Raw genomic sequence first — 21,293 nt, forward strand, 5'->3', positions numbered from 1 at the left:
AACCGCGGCGCGGTCGAACCCACCCACCACCCATCCGAACTTTCAGAGGAGCACACCCAGTGACCGAACGCATCGTCCTTGCCTACTCCGGCGGACTCGACACCTCAGTGGCAATCGGCTGGATCGCCGAAGCCACCGGCGCCGAAGTGATCGCCGTGGCCGTCGACGTCGGACAGGGAGGGGAATCGCTCGAAGCAATCCGCCAGCGGGCACTCGGCTGCGGTGCCGTCGAGGCCTATATCGCCGACGCACGCGACGAGTTCGCCACCGAGTACTGCATGCCCGCGCTCAAGACCAACGCGCTTTACATGGACGCCTACCCCCTCGTCTCGGCGCTCTCCCGGCCCGTCATCGTCAAGCACCTCGTCGCCGCCGCCCGCGAGTTCGGTGCCACCACCGTTGCCCACGGCTGCACCGGCAAGGGCAACGACCAGGTGCGGTTCGAGGTTGGCATCCAGACCCTCGGCCCAGACCTCAAGTGCATCGCCCCGGTGCGCGACCTCGCACTGACCCGCGACAAGGCCATCGCGTTCGCCGAGGCCAACAACCTGCCGATCGAGACCACAAAGAAGAATCCCTTCTCCATCGACCAGAACGTCTGGGGCCGCGCCGTCGAAACCGGCTTCCTCGAAGACATCTGGAACGGGCCCACCAAGGACGTGTACGAGTACACCGACTCTCCCGACTTCTCCCCGGTGGCAGACGAGGTGGTCATCAGCTTCAAGGCCGGCATCCCCGTGGCCATCGACGGCACACCCGTCACGCCCCTCCAGGCGATCGAGCAGCTCAACCGCAGGGCCGGCGCGCAGGGCGTCGGCCGGATCGACATCGTCGAGGACCGGCTCGTGGGCATCAAGAGCCGCGAGATCTACGAGGCCCCCGGAGCGATGGCCCTCATCGCGGCGCACCGTGAACTGGAGAACGTGACGGTCGAACGCGAGCAGGCCCGCTTCAAGAAGACAGTGGACCAGCGTTGGACCGAACTGGTCTACGACGGCCAGTGGTTCTCGCCGCTGAAGCGCTCCCTCGACGCGTTCGTTGAGGACACCCAGAAGTACGTCACCGGCGACATCCGCATGGAACTCCACGGCGGGCGGGCCACGGTGACCGGGCGGCGCTCCGAGACGGCGCTCTACGACTTCAACCTCGCGACCTACGACACCGGCGACACGTTCGACCAGTCGATGGCGCGCGGCTTCATCGAAATCTTCGGGCTCTCCTCGAAGGTGGCCTCCGGCCGCGACCAGCGGGCCGGTGCCTGACATGGCGGGAGCGGCGGGGGGCGCCACCAACGCCGGGTCCCTGTGGGGAGGGCGGTTCGCCACCGGACCTGCCGGCGCCCTCGCGGCGCTGAGCAAGTCGACGCATTTCGACTGGCGCCTCGCCCCCTACGACCTGGCGGGGTCCCGGGCCCACGCCCGCGTGCTCGCCGGCGCGGGCCTGCTTGACGACGCCGAACTGCGGGAGATGCTCGCCGCGCTCGACGCGCTCGACGCCGATGTCCGCTCGGGGGCCTACACACCCGACGACGACGACGAGGATGTCCACGGATCCCTCGAACGCGGGCTGATCGAGCGGGCCGGCACCGCCCTCGGCGGAAAGCTGCGCGCCGGCCGCTCCCGGAACGACCAGGTCGCAACCCTTGGCCGCATGTACCTGCGCGACCATGCCCGGATCATCGCCGGCGGGGTCCTCGACACCGTCGACTCGCTCCTCGCCCAGGCCAAGGCGCACCCCAACGCGCCGATGCCGGGGAGGACCCACCTCCAGCACGCGCAGCCGGTGCTCCTGAGCCATCACCTCCTGGCTCACGCCTGGGCCCTGCTGCGCGATGTGCAGCGGCTCCAGGACTGGGACCGGCGCGCGGCGGTCTCCCCGTACGGGTCCGGCGCGCTTGCCGGATCCTCGCTGGGGCTCGACCCCGAAGCGGTCGCGACGGAGCTCGGCTTCGACTCCGCCACCCACAACTCGATCGACGGCACCGCGTCCCGCGACGTCTACGCGGAGTTCTCGTGGGTTGCCGCAATGATCGGTGTCGACCTCTCCCGGATCAGCGAAGAGGTCATCCTCTGGGCCACCCGCGAGTTCTCCTTCGTCACGCTCGACGATGCGTTCTCCACCGGGTCCTCGATCATGCCGCAGAAGAAGAACCCCGACGTCGCCGAACTCGCCCGCGGCAAGGCCGGCCGGCTGATCGGAGACCTCGCCGGACTGCTCGCGACGCTCAAGGGCCTGCCCCTCGCCTACAACCGGGACCTCCAGGAAGACAAGGAGCCGGTCTTCGACGCCGTCGACACCCTCGAGCTGCTGCTGCCGGCCGTCGCCGGAATGCTTGCAACCCTCACCTTCAACACCCAGCGCATGGCCGAGCTCGCCCCGCAGGGGTTCGCGCTCGCGACGGACATCGCCGAATGGCTCGTGCGCCAGGGCGTGCCCTTCCGGGAGGCCCACGAGCTCTCCGGCTCGGCGGTGCGCCTTGCCGAGGGCCGCGGAGTGGGGCTTGAGGACCTCACGGACGAGGAGTTCGCGGGAATCTCGACCCACCTGACCCCGGAGGTGCGGACGGTGCTCAGCGTGGAGGGCTCCCTCAACAGCCGTAACGGGCAGGGCGGAACAGCGCCCTCCGCCGTGGCCCGGCAGCTCTCCGCCCTGGAGGCCGGGCTGCGGGACGTGCGTTCTTTCGCTGCCTCCAGCGGCGGGGGCGCCGTGAGTCTTCCGTAGGCTCCGGTCCCGGAGTAGGTTGTGCTCAACCGACCCGGAGGCAGCAATGGAACCATCCACCGACACATCCCATCTCATGCGGGCGGCGGTGCCGGAGCTCACCGGCCGGATCGAAAAGGTGCGCGAAGGACACGTCCTGGCCTTCGACGAGCAGCTCGACTACCCGCGGCCCTACATCTGGGAGCTGCTCACCTCCCCGCCCAAGGTGGAACAGTGGCTTGGGCGGCTCGAAAAAGGGCTGCAGCTCGGCAAGGCGTACACGCTCCACCTGGACGGGGTTGTGGTCTCGGGCACGGTCCTCCAGTTCGATCCGCCCACGAAGCTTCAGTACACGTGGGAGGACGAGTTCGGCCTCGTCTCGATCGTCGAGTTCCGGGTGCTGCCCTGCGGGGACGGCACCCTGATCCAGGTGCGCATGCACCCGGAAACCGACGAATTCCTGACCGAGGGGGCCGCCGGGTGGCAGCTGATCCTCGGCGGCCTTCGCGCTGCCGCCGCCGGCACGGCGCCCCGCCCCGGTCCGTCCTGGGCGCAGCTGCGCGATGAGTACGGACGCCGGTTCTCCCTCTCCCAGACCATGGGCGTGATCGAGCAGGAGGACGGCGCCGAGATGTTCCGCTTCGACCGCCGGTACGAGGCACCGCTGCTCCTGGTCAACGACGCCATCACGGCCGACCCCGAGGAACAACCGCTCGTTGAACTCACCGAGGTGGACCTTACGGTGGATGGCGAGGCGACGGCGGTGACGGTGCGGATGGTCATCGAAGACCGGGCGGCCCTGCCGAAGCTCATGGCTCACTGGCACGCCCACCTCGACGACGTGGCGGTCAACCTCGCCGGGGCTGTGCCGCACCGCAGCGAGAAGAAGCTCCACGCGCTCGAGGACTTCTACCGCCGGAACCTGGCGGGCTGAACCGCTCCGGGGCCGGTAGTCAGGTCTGCAGCAGCAGCTGCTTCGTGTGCGGTGAGAGTGCGTCATCGAAAACCGTGCACGCGGCGCCCACCGCGCCCACATCGGTACCGAAGGCGGTCCCCTCAACCTGGATGGCCTCCGTGTGCGGTGCGACGGTGAGGCGGTGCAGGCTCGCCGGAACGATCCCGAGATAGGACTCGGCAAGCAGGGGCCAGTACGGGCCTCCGAACACCACCCGGTCGAAGTCAAGGGCGTTCGTCAGCACGGACACCGCCTTCGCCACACGTTCCGCGGAGACGTCGATGATCATGCGCGCGGCCTGCTCGTTCAGGGCGCGGGAGCACAGTTCAAGGAACGCCGTTTCGACCGCTCCCGGATCGGCGTTGTTCACGGGGTAGCCGAGCACGCCGATCCGCACTGCCTCCTGCACGAGGTTCTGCGGCATGCAGGTCACCGCGAGGCAGCCCCGCAGCCCGCACGAGCACTCCGGCCCGTCGGGAGCTACGACGATGTGCCCGACCTCTCCGGCGTTCTGCGTCCGTCCGCGAAGCACCGAGCCCCCCGATACCAGGCCCATGCCGATGCCCGTTCCGAGGTAGACGAAGATGAAGTTTTCCGGAGAGTCGCTGTGGCTGCCCCAGATCTCGGCGACCGCCGCGGCGGCGACGTCCTTCTCGAGCACCACCGGGAAGCCGGTTGCCCGGCTGAGGGAGTCGCGCAGCGGGACCTGGTGCCATCCGAGCAGGAACGGAGGATCGACGACCACGCCGCGCACCGGGTCGATCGGTCCGGGCGAGGCGACGCCGACGCCTAGCACGAGCTCCCGGTCCACTCCCGCACCGGCCAGCAGGTCGGCGACGGCCGACGCCATGACGTCGACCACGGCCTCGGCGCCGGGCTTCAGCGGGGTACGCCGCGTGGAGTGGGCGATGACACGTCCGCTGAGGTCGAGGATCACGAAGGTGATGATTGCAGGATCAAGGTGCACCCCGACCGCGTAGCACGCCGTCGGGTTGAGGGTGAGTACCGTCCTCGGCTTCCCGCGCCCCTTCCTGACCGTCCCGGACTCGACGACCAGTGACTGGTCAAGCAGCCGCCGGGCGATATTCGAAAGTGTCTGCGCCGACAGTCCGGTTGCCGCGGCGAGCTCAACGCGGCTGAGGCCGCCTTTCGACCGCCGGATTGCGTCAAGGACAACTGTCTGGTTGAAGTCGCCCATCCGGGGAAGGTTGGTGCCGCGGCGCGAAGGCGCACCGAATACAGTGCTCACGGCACCAACCTCCACCTCGAATAGGTCCTTCGGGCTAACCCTTGAGTGCAAATCTTAGCGTTGCGAGTTGGAATGGCCGCAGCTCCAGCTCCACCGTGGGGGAGTCCCCCCGGCGCACCGCCACGCCCTCGACGGGACGCTCAAGGAGGTCTGTCTCCTGCACCGCAGCGAAGCCGAAGCCGGCCGTCAGCGTGCCCCTGGCCCGCATCCCGTGCGCCTCATAGAGACGGACCACGACGTCGCCGCTGCCGTCCTCGGCCAGCTTGACCGCCTCGATGACGAGCGCGTCATGGCTCACGGTGAACAGGGGAGGGACGTCGGTGGAATCCACTCCCTGAACGGTCCGCAGCGGCAGGTTGAGCCGGTAGCCCTCCTTGACCGCCTCAGGTATGCCGGCGCCTACCCGGACGGACACCTTCATCAGGTGCTGGCCCTGGTCTGCGGCGGGGTCGGGGAAGGTTGGAGCCCGCAGCAGCGACAGCCGCACCGTGGTGGTCGACCCCCGGCCGCTCGAGGACGAGCGGGCGATGTCGTGGCCGTAGGTCGAGTCGTTCGCCACTGACACCCCGTAGCCGGTTTCACCGACGTGCACCCAGCGGTGCGCCACCGTTTCGAAGCGGGCGGCGTCCCAGGTGGTGTTGGCGTGGGTGGGGCGGTGGATATGGCCGAACTGGATCTCGGAGGTTGCGCGGTCGGCGTGGACGTCGAGGGGGAACGCCAGCTTGAGCAGCTTCTTCTGCTCGTGCCAGTCGACCTCCGTGCTGATGTCGAGGCGGGGCTCGGTGGCGTCGAGGGAGAGGATCTGGACCACCCGCGACGCATTGAATTCCCGCTCGATCCTCAGCGCCTGGCCGCCTGCTCCGTCAAGGACCTGCATCCCGGCGACCTCGTCAAGGTCGCGGGTGTTCCGGCGGTAGTGCTCGTCGATGTCCCAGGCATCCCACTGGGTGGGCGTGTCGCGGTGCAGCTGCAGGAGGTTCGCCGCTGCACCCTCGGGAACCAGCTCACGCCCGGCCTCGATGTCGTAGATGGACCGTACGAGGCCGGCGCCGTCAACGAGGACCCGGACGGCGGCGTTCTCAAGGCGGTAACCGCCGTCCACCGCGCTGACGGTGCCCGTGCCGGTGCGCGGATTCTCCGCGGCCGCGCCCAGTGCCGGAACGCCGTGCACCGGGTAGGGCGATGCGTTGAGCAGGGCGGTGTGCTGTCCGGTACCGAGGAGGCTCCGGGCGGCCTCCTCGATGATCGACTCGAGCCGCACGGCCACTTCGGCGTAGTTCCGCTCGGCCTCCTGGTGGACCCAGGCGATGGAGGAGCCGGGCAGGATGTCGTGGAACTGCTGGAGCAGCACAAGCTGCCAGATCTCCCGCAGCTCCTGATCCGGATAGGCGGCTCCGGTGCGCACGGCCGCCGTCGTTGCCCAGAGCTCGGCCTCCCGCAGGAGATGCTCCGAGCGCCGGTTGCCGCGCTTGGTGCGGGCCTGCGACGTGTAGGTGCCGCGGTGGAATTCCAGGTAGAGCTCTCCCGACCAGACCGGCGGCTGCGGATACTCGGCCTCCGCGTCCTCGAAGAAGGCCCGCGGGCTGGAGAGGGTGACGGTGGGCGATCCCTCAAGGGAATGGGTCCGGCGGGCGGCGGCAATCATTTCGCGGGTCGGCCCGCCTCCGCCGTCGCCGTGGCCGAAGGGAACCATCGATGTGGTGCCGATGCCCTTCTCGGCGTACTGGGCCTCGGCACGGGCGAGTTCCCCGCCCTCAAGGGTGGAGTTGTACGTGTCGACGGGAGGGAAGTGAGTGAACAGCTGCGTGCCGTCGATGCCCTCCCAGCGGAAGGTATGGTGCGGCATCGTGTTCGTCTCGTTCCAGGAGATCTTCTGCGTCAGGAACCAGCGCGCGCCGGCGGCGGCCATGATCTGGGGGAGCGCCGCGGAATAGCCGAAGGAATCGGGGAGCCACACCTCTTCGCACTCAACGCCGAACTCGCGGAGGAAGAAGCTCTTGCCGGCCACGAACTGCCGTGCGAGGGCTTCCCCGCCGGGCAGGTTGGTGTCGGATTCGACCCACATCCCTCCGACGGGAACGAAGTTCCCTGCGGCCACCTTCGCCTTCACCCGCTCGAAAAGCTCGGGATACGACGCCTTGAGCCAGGCATACTGCTGTGCCGACGACGCCGCGAAGACAAAGTCGGGGTTCTCATCGATGAGGTCGCACACGTTGGAGAAGGTGCGCGCCACCTTCCGTACCGTCTCGCGCGTCGGCCAGAGCCAGGCGGAGTCGATGTGGGCGTGCCCGACGGCATGGAGCCGGTGCGCGCTCGCGGAGGCCGGCTTGGCGAGGGCCGGCGCCAGGATGTCCCTGCCGAGCTGCGCGGTGCCGGTGACGTCGTCGGGGTCCATTTCATCGACGGCCCGGTCGAGGGCGCGGAGGATCTCAGCGCGCCGCTGGGAGGAGGCGGGAAGCTGCTCCAGCAGTCCCATGAGGGCGGCGAAGTCCTGCTCGAGCTCCCACACCGTCAGATCGAGGAGGCCGATTTCGATCTGGGCGAGGCGGTACAGCTTCGCATCCCCTGCCGTCGCTTTGTCCCCGTAGGGGGTGGGGATGAACAGGAAGTCCTGTGCCACGTTCGGGTTTGCCGCAGCCTCGATGTAGAGGTCGACGGGTTCGCCGAAGCCGGCATTGAACCTGACGCCGCGGTTGAGCGGCTCCACCGCCTTCAGGATGCGGCCCGACGCCGAGTACACGGTGCCCTCGGCCTGGAATCCCGGCTGTGCGCCGGTGAAACCGAGGTCGACGACAAGTTCAACTCTCGCGTCCTGCTCATCAGCCCAGGCCGGGGGCACCTTTCCCTCAGCATGAAACCAGACCGTTCCCCACGGCTTGCCCCAGTACATTCCATGCTCGGCAGGAGTGAACTCGTTGCGCACCGCCTCCTGAAAGGGGACCGGCTCATCGGGGACTTCCCAGGAGCTGAGGTTGAGGGGAGCGGTGCTTCGGTAGAGCGCCGGCTGGAGTCGTTCTCCGCGGAAACGCCTGATGCGGGCCTCTACGAGGGGGCTGTCGTAATGCATGCGTTGGGGACCTTTCGGTGTGCGTTGAGCCGACGGAAACCGGCGGTGGCCAAGAGGCCACGGGAAGGGGATGGATGCTGCGGGGCGCTAGCCCTTGATCGCCCCGGCTGTGGCGAATGAACCGCCGATGCCCTTGGTGACGATGACGTAGAGGACGATGACGGGGATCGAGTAGAGGAGGGAGAACGCCGCGAGCTGCCCGTAGGCGATGCTCCCGTACTGGCCAAAGAAGTTGAAGACCGTCACGGCGGCGGGCTGTTTGTGGTTCGAGAGCAGCAGGATGAAGGGAATGAAGAAGTTCCCCCAGGCCTGGATGAACACGAAGATGAACACCACAGCGAGCCCGGGCCTCATCAGCGGAACAACAACGGTGCGCAGGGCGCGCATCGCGCTCGCCCCGTCGATCCATGCCGCCTCTTCGAGGCTGATCGGCACGGAGTCCATGAAGTTCTTGGTCATCCAGATTGCCATCGGCAGCGACGTTGCGGCCATGAACAACGCCACAGCGGCTACGCTGTCGAGCTGCCCCAGCCGGACGAACATGCTGTACACGGGCACCATCATCGCCGTGATGGGAAGTCCCGTGCCGAACAGCACGCCGTACAGGAACGGCTTGTTGTACCGGGCCTGGTACCGGGAAAGGGGATAGGCGGCGAGCACTGCGGCCAGCACGGTGATGACGGCGCAGCCTGCCGAGAGGAGGAAGCTGTTCCAGAGCGGCCAAAGGGTCTGCTCCGGTGTCAGGACCGCCGAGAAGTTGGCCAGCGAAAACTGTGCCGGCATGTTCAGCGAGGCAGTGGCCTGGGTGTCCAACGATGCGAGGAGCAGCCAGGCCAGCGGGAGGAGGAAGCAGGCGGCGATTGCGAGCAGGACGGCCGAGGAGATGCCCCGGGAGATCGATTTGCGCGGTGAGGAGATGGAGGCGGTCATGAATTGTCCCCCGGCTTGAGAACACGGATGTACAGGATGGAGAACACGGCGCCGATGAGCAGCATGACCGTGGCGATGGCCGTGCCGTAGCCGACCTTCCCGAGCCCGAACGCCTCGGCATAGGCGAAGATCGGAAGGGTGGTGCTGCGCTGGTTCGGCCCGCCGCTCGTCATCACGAAGATCAGGGTGAAGACGGAAAGGGTCTGCAGGGTAATGAGCATCAGGTTCGTCGAGATGCTGTTGCGGATCATGGGAATCGTGACGTAGATCAGGCGTTTCCACCCGCCGGCTCCGTCAATGACGGCTGCCTCGGTGATTTCGGGGGCCACATCGTTCAATGCAGCCTCGTAGATCATCATCGAGAACGCCGTGCCCCTCCAGATGTTGGCCAGGATGACGGCCGCCATCGGGTAGCTGAACAGCCAGTCGACCGGTTCCGCGTTGCCGGCGGCCAGCAGCCGGTTCAGCGTCCCGTCGGAGCTGAAGAAGGCGTAGCAGGCAAATGCCGCAACGATCTCCGGCAGGACCCACGCCGTCACAACCGTGGTTGCGACGATGGAGCGCACCACCTTTGGCGCCGCCGCGGTCAGCAGGGCCAGTCCCAGGCCGAGGAAGTTCTGCCCGATGACGGCGGAGACGAGCAGAAACACGACGGTCAGCCACAGCGCGTTCGGGAAGTCGGGATCGGTCACAAGGGCGATGTAGTTGTCCGGGCCCACGAACCGTGGGTTTGAAGCTGCAGTACCCGAGAGGGACGCATTGGTGAAGGAGCCGTAGACGGACCAGATCACCGGGCCCAGCATGAACAACGCCAGGAGCACGACGGCGGGGACGAGGGGCACTGCGCGCCGCACGGAGCGGCGCGCAGTGATGTGGTTGCGGCCTGCCGCGTCCTGGCGCCGCGTCGCGTGCGGCGGCCTTCCCGTTCCGCCGGTTCGGGTCGGGGTGACTGTCACTTCTGGATGACGTTGTCGTCGCCGACCAGGTTCTTGACCGCTTCGTCGTATGCGGCGGCGGCCTCGTCAACAGACTGTTCACCCGTCATGACCGCTTCCATCGCCTGCTGGATGCTGCCGGAGATTTCCGGATAGTCCGAGGTGGTGGGTCGGTAATGTGTCACTTCGACGAGGTCGCTGAAGAACTTGTTCACCGGGCTGGAATCCGTGAACGCGGGGTCCTCCGCCACGTCGCTCCGTACCGGAACCTGGGACGCAGCTACGTTGAAGGACAGGGTGTTGTCCTTGTTGAGCGCGGTGCTGATGAAGTCGAATGCGAGGTCGGGGTTCTTGGAGTTCGCTCCCACCGCGAGGGTCCAGCCACCGGACATGCTCGTGGCGCCGGGCTCCTGCCCATTCTGGGTCGGCATGGGCGCGGTTGCCATGACTTCCGACCATTCGGGCCACGGCGCGGGCCCGCCCTCAAGCCAGGTGCCGGCAATCCACGAGCCGTCGATCGATGCGCCGACCTTGTTGGTGGGGTAGCCCTCGCCGTTGAGCTGCTGGTAGTAGTTCGAGTCGAGCGCCGTTGCGACGTCCGGCCCAAGCCCGCCGACGTAGACGTCGGATACGAACTGCAGGGCGTCCTTGAATCCCTGCGACCCGACGATCCACTTGCTCTGCTCAGTGTCGTAGAGGGTGTCCTCCGTGCCGTAGAGGAGCATCTCGAATCCCTGCATTGACGCGGCTTCGCCCATGCCGGTGCCGGAGTAGATGTTGAAGGGGACGGCGTCGGGGATTGCCGCCTTGATCTTTTCGGCAGCGCTGAGGATGTCGTCCCAGGTCTTGGGCTCCCACGGCACCGGAAGTCCCGCCTCCTTAAAGACCTCGGTGTTGTACCAGAGGGCCCGGGTGTCGGTGCCCATCGGTACGGCGTACGTCTTTCCGTCCGCACCGAGGCCCGCCTGCTTGGCGCTTTCGATGAACGCAGAGTCCCAGTCCTCCCACTCTGCGAGGTGCTCGTCCAGGGCAAGGAGGTAACCGGCCTCCGCGTCGGGCCGTACCCGGAAACTGTCCTCGTAGAAGACGTCGGGCGCAGTGTCGGGGGAGCGCTGCATGAGCGCCAGCTTGGTGGCGTAGTCGTTCTCTTCCGCCTGGATGGGTTCAAGTTCGATCGTTGAACCCGGGTTGGCCGATTCGAAATCTTCCTTTGCCTTCTTCATAAGGGCGTCCACCTGCGTGTACGTGGCGGTTTTCTGATACGCCACGGTGATGGACTTGTCGCCGCCCTCAGCGTCATTGCCTGCAGGGGCGCAGCCAGAGGCCGCAAGAACCAGAAAGGGGATGGTGGGCGCGGCCCAGAGAACTGACTTTCGCATGGTGCTCCTTTGCTCCATTTGGAACCCACCAAACGATCCTGCAGGTCGCCTTCGGTCGGCAGGAGGACGGGCGGGCAGCGACGGAAGTGAAAGTGGAAGACCCGCCGTTGGGATAAGTAAAGCGACTGGACTAATTCCTGTCAACGGTCCTTCGGTATCCTGACTATTCCCCGATCGCGGATGGTCGCGACGGCCGGCTTCAGCGCCGGTTCCGCAGCACCCCGTGCACGGCGAGGAGGAGAACCGACGCGCTCATTCCGGCGACGAGGAGCAGAGGGGCCGCCTGGAAGTAATTGGCGAGAATGTTCCTGCCCGGGTAGGGGCCCGAGGCGGGGACCCCGTTGATAAAGGTGCCCTGCGGCTCGTAGCCGGCGTAGGAGCCAAACGCCATCCCGGGGTCGAACGTAATGAGCCAGGCGGCGCCCGAGCCCAGCATCAGCAGGGTAAGCGCCCAGGCGGCCACGAAATACGGTTCCCCGCCGGTAATGCGTTTCTCCCTTCCATTGCCGGCTGTCACCGCCGTTGACGGTTCCGCGCCAAGGTCCTGAATGATGACCGGTTCGAATTCCGGCTCCTGATAATTCCCCATGGGCCCCACCCTAGCTGCGGCACTGCGTCGGGGCCCGCTGTTGCTCATGCCGAATTTCGAATACCTTGTCAGCACGACAATGTGTCAAGAGGGAGAGAACCGTGGAAACTTTGCAGCGCGTGGAGCGCTTCGCCGTCGCGCAGCGGATCACCATGATGGTGAACCGCTACGAGATCCGCGCCGTCGGAGCAGACGGCCAGTTCGGTGCCCTGCTGGCGATCGCGCAGCAGAAGCGGGCGGCCTTCAAGGAGGAGGTCACTTTCTACTCCGACGAGTCACGAACCACACGGCTGTTTTCCTTCAAGGCCCGCCAGCGGCTCGATCTTGGAGCAACCTACGATGTGCTCGATGCCGCGGGGCGTCCCCTCGGCAGCTTCCGCAAGGACTTCGGCAAGTCGCTCCTGCGCTCCACCTGGCACCTCGACGCACCGGATGTCCAGGCCGTGGGAAGCGAGCGGAGTATGGGCGTGGCCGTCGCCCGCCGGGTATGGGAACTCGTGCCGTTCGCCGAAAGCATCCCGGCACCCTTCCTCTTCCACTTCGACTTCGTTGACGCCTCGGGCCAGGTGGTCATGACGTCGGAGCGGGGACGCTCCCTGCGCGACAGATACGACGTCACGGTTCCCGGCGCTCGCCTCGACGGGAGGGTGGCCGCCGCAATGGCTGTCGCCCTCGACGCACTGCAGTCGCGTTAGCGGGCAGGATCCGCGTCCGACGAAGCCGTTCCGGCAGGGCCGCCACGCCCGGCCGGGGCGGGACCGCCGGTCTCGCCCCGGCCCGAGTCCCGGGAGTATCCTCGTTCGCATGGGCCAGCAGGATCTCACCACCCTGGCGTTGCTCCGGCGGGTGCGGGACAGCATCGACCGCGATTACGCACGCCCGCTGGATGTTCCGGCAATGGCCCGCCAGGCGTTCATGTCCCCGGCCCACTTCTCCCGGCAGTTCTCCGCGGCCTACGGCGAAACGCCCTACGGCTACCTCATGACGCGCCGGATCGAACGGGCGATGGCACTGCTGAGGGAGGGGATGACCGTCACTGATGCCTGCATGGCGGTGGGCTGTACATCCCTGGGCTCCTTCAGCGCCCGTTTCACCGAGATCGTTGGAGAGAGCCCCAGCGCCTACCGCAGGAGGGAACACCCCGCCGCTGAGGCAATGCCATCCTGCACCGTAAAATCACACACGCGCCCGCCGCGGCACGGTTCGAGCAGGATCGGAGAAGCGCCGGCCACCGCCCGGGATTAGCGTTGCGGCATGAATACTTCACTCCAGTACTGCAACATCATCGTCAACGATCCCGACGAATCCATCGCCTTCTACCGGGACGGGCTTGGCCTCCAAGTGCGTAACGATGTCACCTCCGACGGGCACCGGTGGATCACGCTCGGCAGTCCGCTCCAACCCGGGCTTGAGATAGTGCTCTCAGACCCCCACGCCGGACGGCCGCAGGCTGACGGCGACGCCCTCCAGGCCATGCTCACCAAGGGGGTGCTGCCCAATATCGTGTTCAGCACCGATGACCTCGATGCGACATTCGAGAAGGTACGAACAGCACCCGGGGCCGAAGTCATGCAGGAGCCCCTTGATCAGCCCTGGGGCCCGCGCGACTGCGCCTTCCGCGACCCCTCCGGCAACCTCATCCGCATTTCCCAGCGGATTGAGCCCTGAACCTCCGCAGAGGATCGCAGCGCGACCGCGGGATTCAGGGCCTGGGAAGGCCGTTCAGCGGATCGACCGATGCGCCGGAGTCCCGTTCCACCTCGGCATAGTACGATCTCAGGCCGTGCTTCACGCCGAGGCGGATAACCCAATAGAGGGCAACGGCCCCGAGTGCCATCACCAAGCAGTAAAACAGCAAACCAATGATGCCGACCATGTTTCCCCCAGATGGTTTCCAAGCAACGATTACCCGAGCCTAGCGTGACCATTGGACCAGCCGGTGCCTCCGGTCGGCCGTCAAGCGGCCCGAAGGGACATGCCCTCCGGCAGGGAGATCAGGAAAAGAGGAGGGCTTGCTCGCCGGGCGCGGACTGGGGTACAGCCGAGGCGCCGTGAGGGTCGTGCCGGCCTGCGGCTTCGCGGTCCAGGAGCCGGCGCTTCACCTCGATGCCCCACCGAAAGCCTCCAAGGGTTCCATCGGTGCGCACCACCCGGTGGCACGGGATGAAGAGTGCCGCGGCATTGCGGGCGCAGGCGCCGGCCGCGGCGCGGACGGCGCCTGCGTTTCCGGCAAGCGCCGCATACCGTGCGTAAGTGACCGGTTCGCCGGGCCGCACAAGCCGCAGCGCCTCCCACGCCCGGTTACGGAAGGGCCCCGACAGTTGATGCACCGGCACAGCGTCGACCGCGGCGAAGTCGCCGGAGTAGTAGGCCTCGACGGCTTCAAGAATCGCCCTGAGCTCGGTCGGTGCGTCAGTGAACGACGTCGGGGCGAGGGTGGGGTGGATCTGCCCCGTGAGCTCGGAGGTGTCCGCTGTCCACCCTGAGGCAAGCACGACACCGTCACGCTCGATGACGGTGAAGGGACCGTCGGGGGTTGAAATGGTGGCGGTCAGAGATTTCATCACGGGGTGTCCTCGATGTTCCTTGTGTGCGGGTGTACCTGCGGAGTGTTCGGGTGTAGCTCCGGAGTCGGACTGGAATCGCCGGAGGGCCGGCGGGCCGGACGGCTGGTGGGGGCTGCTGCGCGCCATAGGTGCATTGTGCCGTACGAGCGCCAGGGGCTTACCGCGGCCATCGCTTCCGCGGCGGCGCGGCGATGCTCCGCTGCGCCGGTACCCGCGGCGGAGCCGGTCAGGGCCGCCCAGCCGTTCCGGACGGCGGCGTCGTTCTCCAGATGGATGTCCGGGGCGCCGAGGACGCGCATCGCAAGGTACCTGACTGTCCACGGCCCGATTCCCGGCAGGGGAAGGAGCTTTTCCTCAAGAGAGGACAGATCGTCTTCGACGCCGAAATTCACCGTCCCGTCGGCGAGGGCCTCGGCGGCGTGCCGGACGGCTTCGATGCGGCGCGCCGGTCCGCGCAGCAGTTCGACCGCCGACGCGGCAATCTGGGCCGCAGTGGGAAAGAGGCGGTCGAAGCCGGGGCGGGAGAAAACCGAGGGCTCACCGTCCCGGGCCAGAACCGAGAGGGCGGTCGTTGCGGCCCGCACTGTGATCTGCTGGCCGATCATCGCGCGGATGAGCATCTCCTGCGGAGCGACCGCCCCAGGAAGGCGGATGCCCGGATGCAGCGCCGCCAGCGGGGCGAGGAGCGGGCTCTCGGCGAGTGCGGCGTCGACGGCGGCGGGGTCGGCGTCGAGGTCGAACAGGCGGCGGATGCGTGAAAGCAGGACGGGCAGGTCGGCGAGCACCTCGAGCTCGATCTCGACCCGCAGCTCCGGCGGCCGACCGCTGCCGGCCGCGACAGGGGAGGCCCTGAACCAGCCCTGCCCCTGCGGAAGCCGGACGAGGCGGGCGTACCCGCCGTCGGATCCTTCCTCCACGCCCGCAACGGCCCGGGCCGCCAGGAAGTCAAAGATTCCGTTGTCATAGGGGGCCCGCAGCGGGAGCGCCAACGCCAGCTGGGGGTGCGCGCCGGGCTGCGGATTCCGCGCACTTCCACCGGCAGCGGCCGGAACTGCCCGCGCAGCACCACGCAGTTGGGTTGGGGTGAGATCGAACACCTCGTGCACTGTGTCGTTGAACTGGCGGATGCTGCGGAAGCCTGCAGCAAAGGCGACGTCGGCGAACTTCATTCCGGTGGCGGTGAGCAGCGACCGCGCCGTCTGCACCCGGGAAGCACGTGCCAGCGCCAGAGGCCCGGCCCCAAGTTCTTCCCGCAGGATCCGGTTCAGCTGCCGTTCCGAATAGCCGAGCTTGGCGGCGAGACCGGGAACGCCGGAACGGTCGACCTCTCCGTCGGCGATAAGGCGCATGCAGCGGGCTGCCACGTCCGAACGCAGGTTCCACTCGGGCGTGCCGGGTACGGCCTCGGGCAGGCAGCGCTTGCACGCGCGGTAGCCGGCCTCGTGGGCCGCGGCGGAGGTCCGGTAGAACGTGACGTTGGCCGGTTTCGGCGTTTGGGCGGGGCAGGACGGCCTGCAGTAGATGCGGGTGCTTGAGACGGCCGTCACGAACTGCCCGTCGAATCGAACGTCCCGTGCGTCGATCGCTCGGTACTGCTGCCAGAAATCCATTACTCCATCCTCTCAACATGCCGGCCGGGGAGCTAGCGGGATTCGGACATCACCGTGGCGGGTGCGGGACCGCCGCCGTCGGGCTTTGCTACCGTAGCTTCCGTGGTGACCGTTGATGAACAATCCCTCGAAACCGCGCGCAGCAGGCTCGCCGTCAATCCCCTCGAGGCAGCGCCCCTGCTCCTCGGTGCCCTGATCACGCACAACCTCGACAGCGGCGAGGAACCGGTGACCGTCCGCGTCACCGAGGTGGAGGCGTACCTCGGTGCGGAGGACCCCGGGTCGCACGCCTTCCGCGGGAAGACCTCCCGCAACTCAACCCTCTTCGGCCCCGCGGGGCACCTGTACGTGTACTTCACCTACGGGATGCACTACTGCGCCAACGTGGTCTGCGGTGAGGACGGAAGGTCCGGCGGGCTGCTTCTGCGGGCGGGGGAGGTGGTCGGCGGCGTCGGGACAGCGCGCAGCCGGCGGGGGAACCCCCGCCTGGATCTGGACCTGGCCCGTGGACCCGCGCGCCTTGCGCAGGCGCTGGGACTCGACCTCCGGTTCGACGGGGCCGACGTGTTCAGCGGGGCGCTGCTGCTTGAGCTGCCCGAGAGCCCTGTTCCGCCCGGTGCCTATTCAACGGGCCCGCGGGTCGGATTGAGCGGTCCCGGCGGGTCCGCGGAGTACCCGTGGCGGTTCTGGCTCACCGACGATCCGTCGGTGTCGCGCTACCGGGCGGCCAAACCCCGAAGTGCCCGTAAGGTGGTTGGGTGAATATCAGCGCGGACGCCCCCGCCGGGCCCCCTTCGGCCCAGGACCTGATCGGCCGGTTGTGCACCAGCGTGCCGGACTTCCCAAAACCCGGAATTGTGTTCCGGGACCTCACCCCGGTGTTCGCCGACCCACAGGCGTTCCGCACCGTCGTCGACTCGCTCATGGAGCCCTTCGCCGGACGGTTCGACCTGGTGGCAGGTATTGAGGCCCGCGGATTCCTGCTGGCCGCCGCCGGAGCCTACGCGGCCGGGACAGGGGTTTCCACGGTGCGGAAGGCAGGCAAGTTGCCGCGGCGTGTTTACGCCGAGCAATACGATCTTGAATACGGTCAGGCGACGCTCGAGATCCACCAGGACGACATCGCGCCGGGAACGCGGGTCCTCCTCGTCGATGATGTGCTGGCCACCGGAGGAACCCTCGCGGCAGCAGCGCGGTTGTTTGAACGAAGCGGCGCGCAGGTTGTTGGCTGCGGCGTCGTGCTCGAACTCGACGGCCTCGGCGGCCGTGATCTGCTCTCCGGGTATCAGCTCCGCGCCTTGTCAACCGTCTAACCCTTTCGCACTGTAGAATTGACGGTCCGCCTTTCCGAGAGGGAAACCACCAATGCAAGAAGCGTCAAGGCCCGCCAGCGAGCTTGAATACGAGCGGGGCTATGTCAACGGCCTGTACCGGCGGCTCGATGAGTTGCGGGCCGAAAAAACGGCGCAGCTGGCCGAGGTGCGCCGCACTGTCTCAGCGGGTTCCCACCAGAACCGGTCCGAACGCGACGCCTTCGCCACGATGTATGAGGATCGGTTGGCGCAGCTCAATGCCGTCGACGACCGCCTCGTCTTCGGCCGGCTGGACCTCGACGACGGCGACAAGCGGTACATCGGCCGGATCGGTCTCTCAACCGAGGACCTCCAGCAGCTGATGGTCGACTGGAGGGCGCCCGAGGCCGGCACCTTCTACCAGGCAACCGCCTTCGAACGGATGGGCGTGCGGCGGCGCCGCCACCTGATCCTTTCCCGGCGCGACGTCGTCGCCATCGAGGACGACGTGCTCGACGCGGAACTGCTGAGCGACGACCAGTCCCTGCAGGGCGAAGGTGCCCTGCTTGCTGCACTCAACTCCCGCAGGACCGGGCAGATGTCCGACATCGTCGGAACCATCCAGGCCGAACAGGACCGCATCATCCGGGCTCCGCTGTCGGGGATCACGGTGGTCCAGGGCGGCCCGGGCACGGGAAAGACGGCGGTCGCCCTCCACCGGGCCGCGTACCTGCTCTACACCCACCGGGAACGGCTGAAGTCGGCCGGCGTGCTGCTCGTCGGACCCACCGACGCCTTCATGAAATACATCGAACGGGTGCTTCCCTCGCTGGGCGAGACCGGCGTCGTCATGGCCGGAATCGGCACGCTCATGCCGGGGATCACCACCATTCCCGAGCCTGACGAGCGCGCTGCCGCGCTCAAGGGCCGGCTGGAGATGGCGCAGATCGTCAAGAACGCGGTGGCAAACCGGCAGCGGGTGCCGGAGGAAACCAAACGGCTCAACGTCGAGGGAACGCTGCTCACCCTGACCCCCCGCCAGGTGGCACGGGCGCGGGACAGGGCCCGGGCGACCGGCAAGCCGCACAATGAGGCGCGCGTGACCTTCGTGAAGATCCTGCTCCGCGAACTGACCGACCAGCTCAACGACTACCTTGAGGCGTCCTCAGGTGGCGGCAACAACGCCGACCGGTCCTACCTCGCCGAGGATGTGCGCAGTTCGCGAGACGTGCGGATCGCCCTCAACCTGGCGTGGATGCCGCTCACCCCCGAACGGCTCATAGGAGAGCTCCTCACCAAGCCCGCGCACCTCCAGGCCGCGGCACCACACTGGAGCGGGGCCGACCGCTCGCTGCTGCTGAGGCCCGCCGGTTCGCCCTGGACCGAAGCCGACATCGCGCTGCTGGACGAGGCCGCAGAGCTCCTGGGCGAACTCGACGCTTCCGCCGGCCGCGACACCGCGGCCCGCGACCAGGAACACCGCCGCGACCTGGCCAATGCGGAACGAGCCCTCGAAAACGTCAACGCTTCCCTTGAGGACTCCGGGGTCGACGGCGTGGTCACCGCCGAAGCGCTTGCGCAGCACAACACCGTCTCCGCAACCCGCTTGACCGCCGCCGAGCGTGCCTCGGGGGACCGCACCTGGGCGTACGGGCACATCGTTGTCGACGAGGCCCAGGAGCTCTCGCCCATGCAGTGGCGTCTTCTGATGCGGCGTTGTCCGCTCAAGTCCTTCACCATCGTCGGCGACATTGCCCAGACGAGCTCCGCCGCCGGATCCAGTTCGTGGCAGCAGGCGCTTGAACCGTTCGTCGGAGAGCGGTGGCAGCTCGAAGAGCTCACGGTCAACTACCGCACGCCGGCCCAGATCGCCGAGGCCGCCGTCCGCATGGCCACAGCGGCGGGCCTTGTGATCTCCGCGCCCAAGGCGGTGCGTGAAGGGCGCTTCGCCCCGGTCATCGACCGCGTGCCCGAGCTCGTGCCGGCACTGCTACGCGCACTGCCCGAAGAGCTCGCCGCGATCGACGGCGGGCTGCTCGCCGTCATCACCCCCGAGGGCCGCCTCGGCGAGGTGCGCAGGGCGCTGCAGGCGGAGTACGGTCCGCGCGTCGGCTCGGGAGCCGGAGGCCCCAGCCAGGACATCGTCGTGATTACGCCCCGGGGATCGAAAGGTCTTGAATTCGACGGCGTCACCATCCTCGAGCCGGAATTGATGCTCGATGCGGCGTCGTCCCGCGTCGGGGACCTCTACGTCGCAATGACCCGGCCCACCCAGCGCCTGCGCCTGATCGCGACCGGGCAAATTCCCGAGGGCATCGAGGACTGATAATTTGGAGCTGTGGAGCCAACCGAAGTAACAGCCGCCGGCCTCAGCGCCCAGCGGAATGACCCCTCGTTCGACAACGTGTGGCAGGAGCTGCGCTGGCGCGGGCTCGTGCAGGTCTCGACCGATGAGGCCGAGCTCGAAAAGCTGCTCGGCGGTGAGCCGGCCACGTTCTACTGCGGGTTCGATCCCACGGCGCCAAGCCTGCACCTGGGCAACCTGGTGCAGCTGCTGACAATGCGGCGCCTGCAGCTGGCGGGGCACCGCCCGCTTGCCCTTGTCGGTGGCTCGACCGGGCTGGTGGGGGATCCGCGCCCGACCGCCGAGCGGACGATGAACACCAAGGAAACCGTGGCCGAGTGGGTGGGCTACCTTCAGGGCCAGGTGCAGCGCTTCCTTGACTTCCAGGGCCCCAGCGCGGCCCGGATGGTCAACAACCTCGACTGGACAGCGCCTCTGAGCGCGATCGACTTCCTGCGCGAGGTCGGCAAGCACTTCCGGGTCGGCACGATGATCAAGAAGGACACCGTCGCCACCCGGCTCAACTCCGACGAGGGCATCAGCTACGCCGAGTTCAGCTACCAGGTGCTCCAGGGGATGGACTTCCTCGAGCTGTTCCGCAGCTACGGCTGCGTGCTGCAGACCGGCGGCTCGGACCAGTGGGGGAACCTGACCAGCGGCACCGAACTGATCCGCAAGGCCGAGGGCAAGAGCGTCCACGCGATCGGCACGCCGCTGATCACCAACTCCGACGGCACGAAGTTCGGCAAGAGCGAGGGCAACGCCGTCTGGCTCGACGCGGCCATGACCAGCCCCTACGCCATGTTCCAGTTCTGGCTGAACACCTCGGACGCCGACGTCATCGACCGGCTGAAGGTTTTCACCTTCCGGACCCGGGCGGAGATCGAGGAACTGGAGCAGGCCACCGCCGAACGGGCCCACCTGCGTCAGGCCCAGCGCACCCTCGCCTACGACGTCACGTCCCTGATCCACGGGGTCGACGCCACAGAGAAGGTGATCGCCGCCTCCGCCGCGCTGTTCGGCCAGGGCGAACTGGGGCTGCTCGATGAACTTACCCTCACCGCGGCCACCGCCGAGTTGCCGGCCGTAACACTGCCGGCGGGGAGTCCTACCGTCGTTGAACTGCTCACCGCAAGCGGACTTTCGGCAAGCAACTCGGCCGCCCGCCGGACCGTGAGCGAGGGCGGGGCGTACGTGAACAACGTCAAGGTCACCGACCCCGATGCGGCAATCGGATCCGACGTACTCCTTCACGGGCGCTACGCCCTCGTACGCCGGGGCAAGAGGACCCTTGCCATGGTCGAGGTCGGCCCGGCCTGAGCCCGGGTTTGGCGGGGTGTTGGGGTGGATTTGTGTTGGGGTGGTGGGCGTCGTATAGTTGTTTAGTCGCCCCGGTGAGGGCGGCGAAACCCATACAATTCTGAGGCTGTTACCGGCGTGTGCTGTGCACTGGTGCCGGGGGTGGTCTTGGTTTGGTGTCCGTTGTTGCGGGTTGGTTTGTTCGTGCTGGTTGCCGGTTTGTGCGGTGGTGGTGCGGGGGAGCGGATTTGCGGGGATGGGCTGGTGCGGGTAGGCTTGTAAAGTTGCTCCGGAGCGAGGATGGCCTGGTTTTTGCGGGTTGTGTGGTGCCGGTAGTGCCTGTTGTTTGAGAACTCAATAGTGTGCCAAGTTTGTTG

19 protein-coding genes are annotated in these 21,293 nt (G+C 67.4%); 10 read left to right on the forward strand and 9 right to left on the reverse strand.

What is annotated here, in order from left to right; all coding sequences use genetic code 11:
* The first annotated feature begins 59 nt into the window (after nt 1-59).
* The 3 genes from AC4D2R_RS15980 to AC4D2R_RS15990 are packed head-to-tail and all read left to right on the forward strand — an operon-like array spanning nt 60 to nt 3,634.
* Nucleotides 60-1,262: an argininosuccinate synthase gene (locus AC4D2R_RS15980; RefSeq protein WP_490903730.1), complete on the forward strand. Its 1,203-nt coding sequence runs from the start codon at nt 60-62 to the stop codon at nt 1,260-1,262.
* A gap of 1 nt (nt 1,263) precedes the next feature.
* The gene (argH, locus tag AC4D2R_RS15985; protein WP_490941089.1) at nt 1,264-2,721 is read left to right on the forward strand and encodes an argininosuccinate lyase; all 1,458 of its coding nucleotides are present in this window, start codon (nt 1,264-1,266) and stop codon (nt 2,719-2,721) included.
* A gap of 46 nt (nt 2,722-2,767) precedes the next feature.
* Nucleotides 2,768-3,634 carry an SRPBCC domain-containing protein gene (locus AC4D2R_RS15990; protein WP_490941090.1) on the forward strand — a complete coding sequence of 289 codons (867 nt, stop codon included), beginning with the start codon at nt 2,768-2,770 and terminating at the stop codon, nt 3,632-3,634.
* A 19-nt stretch (nt 3,635-3,653) separates the two neighbouring features.
* On the opposite strand, the gene AC4D2R_RS15995 is transcribed toward AC4D2R_RS15990, so the two are convergent.
* From AC4D2R_RS15995 to AC4D2R_RS16020, 6 genes are all read right to left on the reverse strand, one after another.
* Nucleotides 3,654-4,904 carry an ROK family transcriptional regulator gene (locus tag AC4D2R_RS15995; RefSeq protein WP_490941091.1) on the reverse strand — a complete coding sequence of 417 codons (1,251 nt, stop codon included), beginning with the start codon at nt 4,902-4,904 and terminating at the stop codon, nt 3,654-3,656.
* A 34-nt stretch (nt 4,905-4,938) separates the two neighbouring features.
* A complete protein-coding gene (locus AC4D2R_RS16000; RefSeq protein ID WP_490941092.1) occupies nt 4,939-7,971 on the reverse strand; it encodes an alpha-mannosidase in 3,033 nt (1,010 codons plus the stop codon).
* Nucleotides 7,972-8,058: 87 nt separating this feature from the next.
* Complete coding sequence (locus AC4D2R_RS16005) at nt 8,059-8,901, reverse strand: carbohydrate ABC transporter permease (RefSeq protein ID WP_490903725.1); 843 nt, start codon at nt 8,899-8,901, stop codon at nt 8,059-8,061.
* Nucleotides 8,898-9,773 (reverse strand): carbohydrate ABC transporter permease, encoded by an 876-nt coding sequence (locus AC4D2R_RS16010; RefSeq protein ID WP_490941116.1) that lies wholly within the window; start codon nt 9,771-9,773, stop codon nt 8,898-8,900. The genes AC4D2R_RS16005 and AC4D2R_RS16010 overlap by 4 nt, the downstream gene beginning before the upstream one ends.
* Nucleotides 9,774-9,853: 80 nt before the next feature.
* The gene (locus tag AC4D2R_RS16015) at nt 9,854-11,215 is read right to left on the reverse strand and encodes an extracellular solute-binding protein (RefSeq protein WP_490941093.1); all 1,362 of its coding nucleotides are present in this window, start codon (nt 11,213-11,215) and stop codon (nt 9,854-9,856) included.
* A 199-nt stretch (nt 11,216-11,414) separates the two neighbouring features.
* On the reverse strand, nt 11,415-11,804 hold the full coding sequence (locus tag AC4D2R_RS16020) for a hypothetical protein (RefSeq protein WP_490941094.1): 390 nt from the start codon (nt 11,802-11,804) through the stop codon (nt 11,415-11,417).
* A 101-nt stretch (nt 11,805-11,905) separates the two neighbouring features.
* Here AC4D2R_RS16020 and AC4D2R_RS16025 point away from each other — a divergent pair, with 101 nt between their 5' ends.
* The 3 genes from AC4D2R_RS16025 to AC4D2R_RS16035 all read left to right on the forward strand — a co-directional run bounded on the left by AC4D2R_RS16025 (nt 11,906) and on the right by AC4D2R_RS16035 (nt 13,472).
* Nucleotides 11,906-12,499, forward strand: coding sequence for an LURP-one-related family protein (locus AC4D2R_RS16025; RefSeq protein ID WP_490941095.1), 594 nt, complete (start codon nt 11,906-11,908; stop codon nt 12,497-12,499).
* Nucleotides 12,500-12,608: 109 nt separating this feature from the next.
* The gene (locus AC4D2R_RS16030) at nt 12,609-13,049 is read left to right on the forward strand and encodes a helix-turn-helix transcriptional regulator (protein ID WP_490941096.1); all 441 of its coding nucleotides are present in this window, start codon (nt 12,609-12,611) and stop codon (nt 13,047-13,049) included.
* Nucleotides 13,050-13,058: 9 nt separating this feature from the next.
* Complete coding sequence (locus AC4D2R_RS16035) at nt 13,059-13,472, forward strand: VOC family protein (protein ID WP_490941097.1); 414 nt, start codon at nt 13,059-13,061, stop codon at nt 13,470-13,472.
* 34 nt (nt 13,473-13,506) lie between these two features.
* Here AC4D2R_RS16035 and AC4D2R_RS16040 read toward each other — a convergent pair whose 3' ends face one another.
* From AC4D2R_RS16040 to AC4D2R_RS16050, 3 genes are all read right to left on the reverse strand, one after another.
* Nucleotides 13,507-13,680 (reverse strand): hypothetical protein, encoded by a 174-nt coding sequence (locus tag AC4D2R_RS16040; protein ID WP_490941098.1) that lies wholly within the window; start codon nt 13,678-13,680, stop codon nt 13,507-13,509.
* 118 nt (nt 13,681-13,798) lie between these two features.
* A complete protein-coding gene (locus AC4D2R_RS16045; RefSeq protein WP_490941099.1) occupies nt 13,799-14,368 on the reverse strand; it encodes a methylated-DNA--[protein]-cysteine S-methyltransferase in 570 nt (189 codons plus the stop codon).
* Nucleotides 14,368-15,981, reverse strand: coding sequence for an AlkA N-terminal domain-containing protein (locus tag AC4D2R_RS16050; RefSeq protein ID WP_490941100.1), 1,614 nt, complete (start codon nt 15,979-15,981; stop codon nt 14,368-14,370). The genes AC4D2R_RS16045 and AC4D2R_RS16050 overlap by 1 nt, the downstream gene beginning before the upstream one ends.
* 105 nt (nt 15,982-16,086) lie before the next feature.
* Here AC4D2R_RS16050 and AC4D2R_RS16055 point away from each other — a divergent pair, with 105 nt between their 5' ends.
* The 4 genes from AC4D2R_RS16055 to tyrS are packed head-to-tail and all read left to right on the forward strand — an operon-like array spanning nt 16,087 to nt 20,937.
* The gene (locus AC4D2R_RS16055; RefSeq protein WP_490941117.1) at nt 16,087-16,743 is read left to right on the forward strand and encodes a DNA-3-methyladenine glycosylase; all 657 of its coding nucleotides are present in this window, start codon (nt 16,087-16,089) and stop codon (nt 16,741-16,743) included.
* Nucleotides 16,740-17,294, forward strand: a complete 555-nt coding sequence (locus AC4D2R_RS16060; RefSeq protein ID WP_490941101.1) for an adenine phosphoribosyltransferase — start codon at nt 16,740-16,742, stop codon at nt 17,292-17,294. The genes AC4D2R_RS16055 and AC4D2R_RS16060 overlap by 4 nt, the downstream gene beginning before the upstream one ends.
* 52 nt (nt 17,295-17,346) lie before the next feature.
* Nucleotides 17,347-19,599, forward strand: a complete 2,253-nt coding sequence (locus tag AC4D2R_RS16065) for a HelD family protein (RefSeq protein WP_490941102.1) — start codon at nt 17,347-17,349, stop codon at nt 19,597-19,599.
* Between the two features lie 12 nt (nt 19,600-19,611).
* A complete protein-coding gene (gene tyrS / locus AC4D2R_RS16070) occupies nt 19,612-20,937 on the forward strand; it encodes a tyrosine--tRNA ligase (protein ID WP_490941103.1) in 1,326 nt (441 codons plus the stop codon).
* The last annotated feature ends 356 nt before the right edge of the window (nt 20,938-21,293 follow it).

It is taken from the genome of Arthrobacter sp. TJ-217, assembly GCF_058269255.1.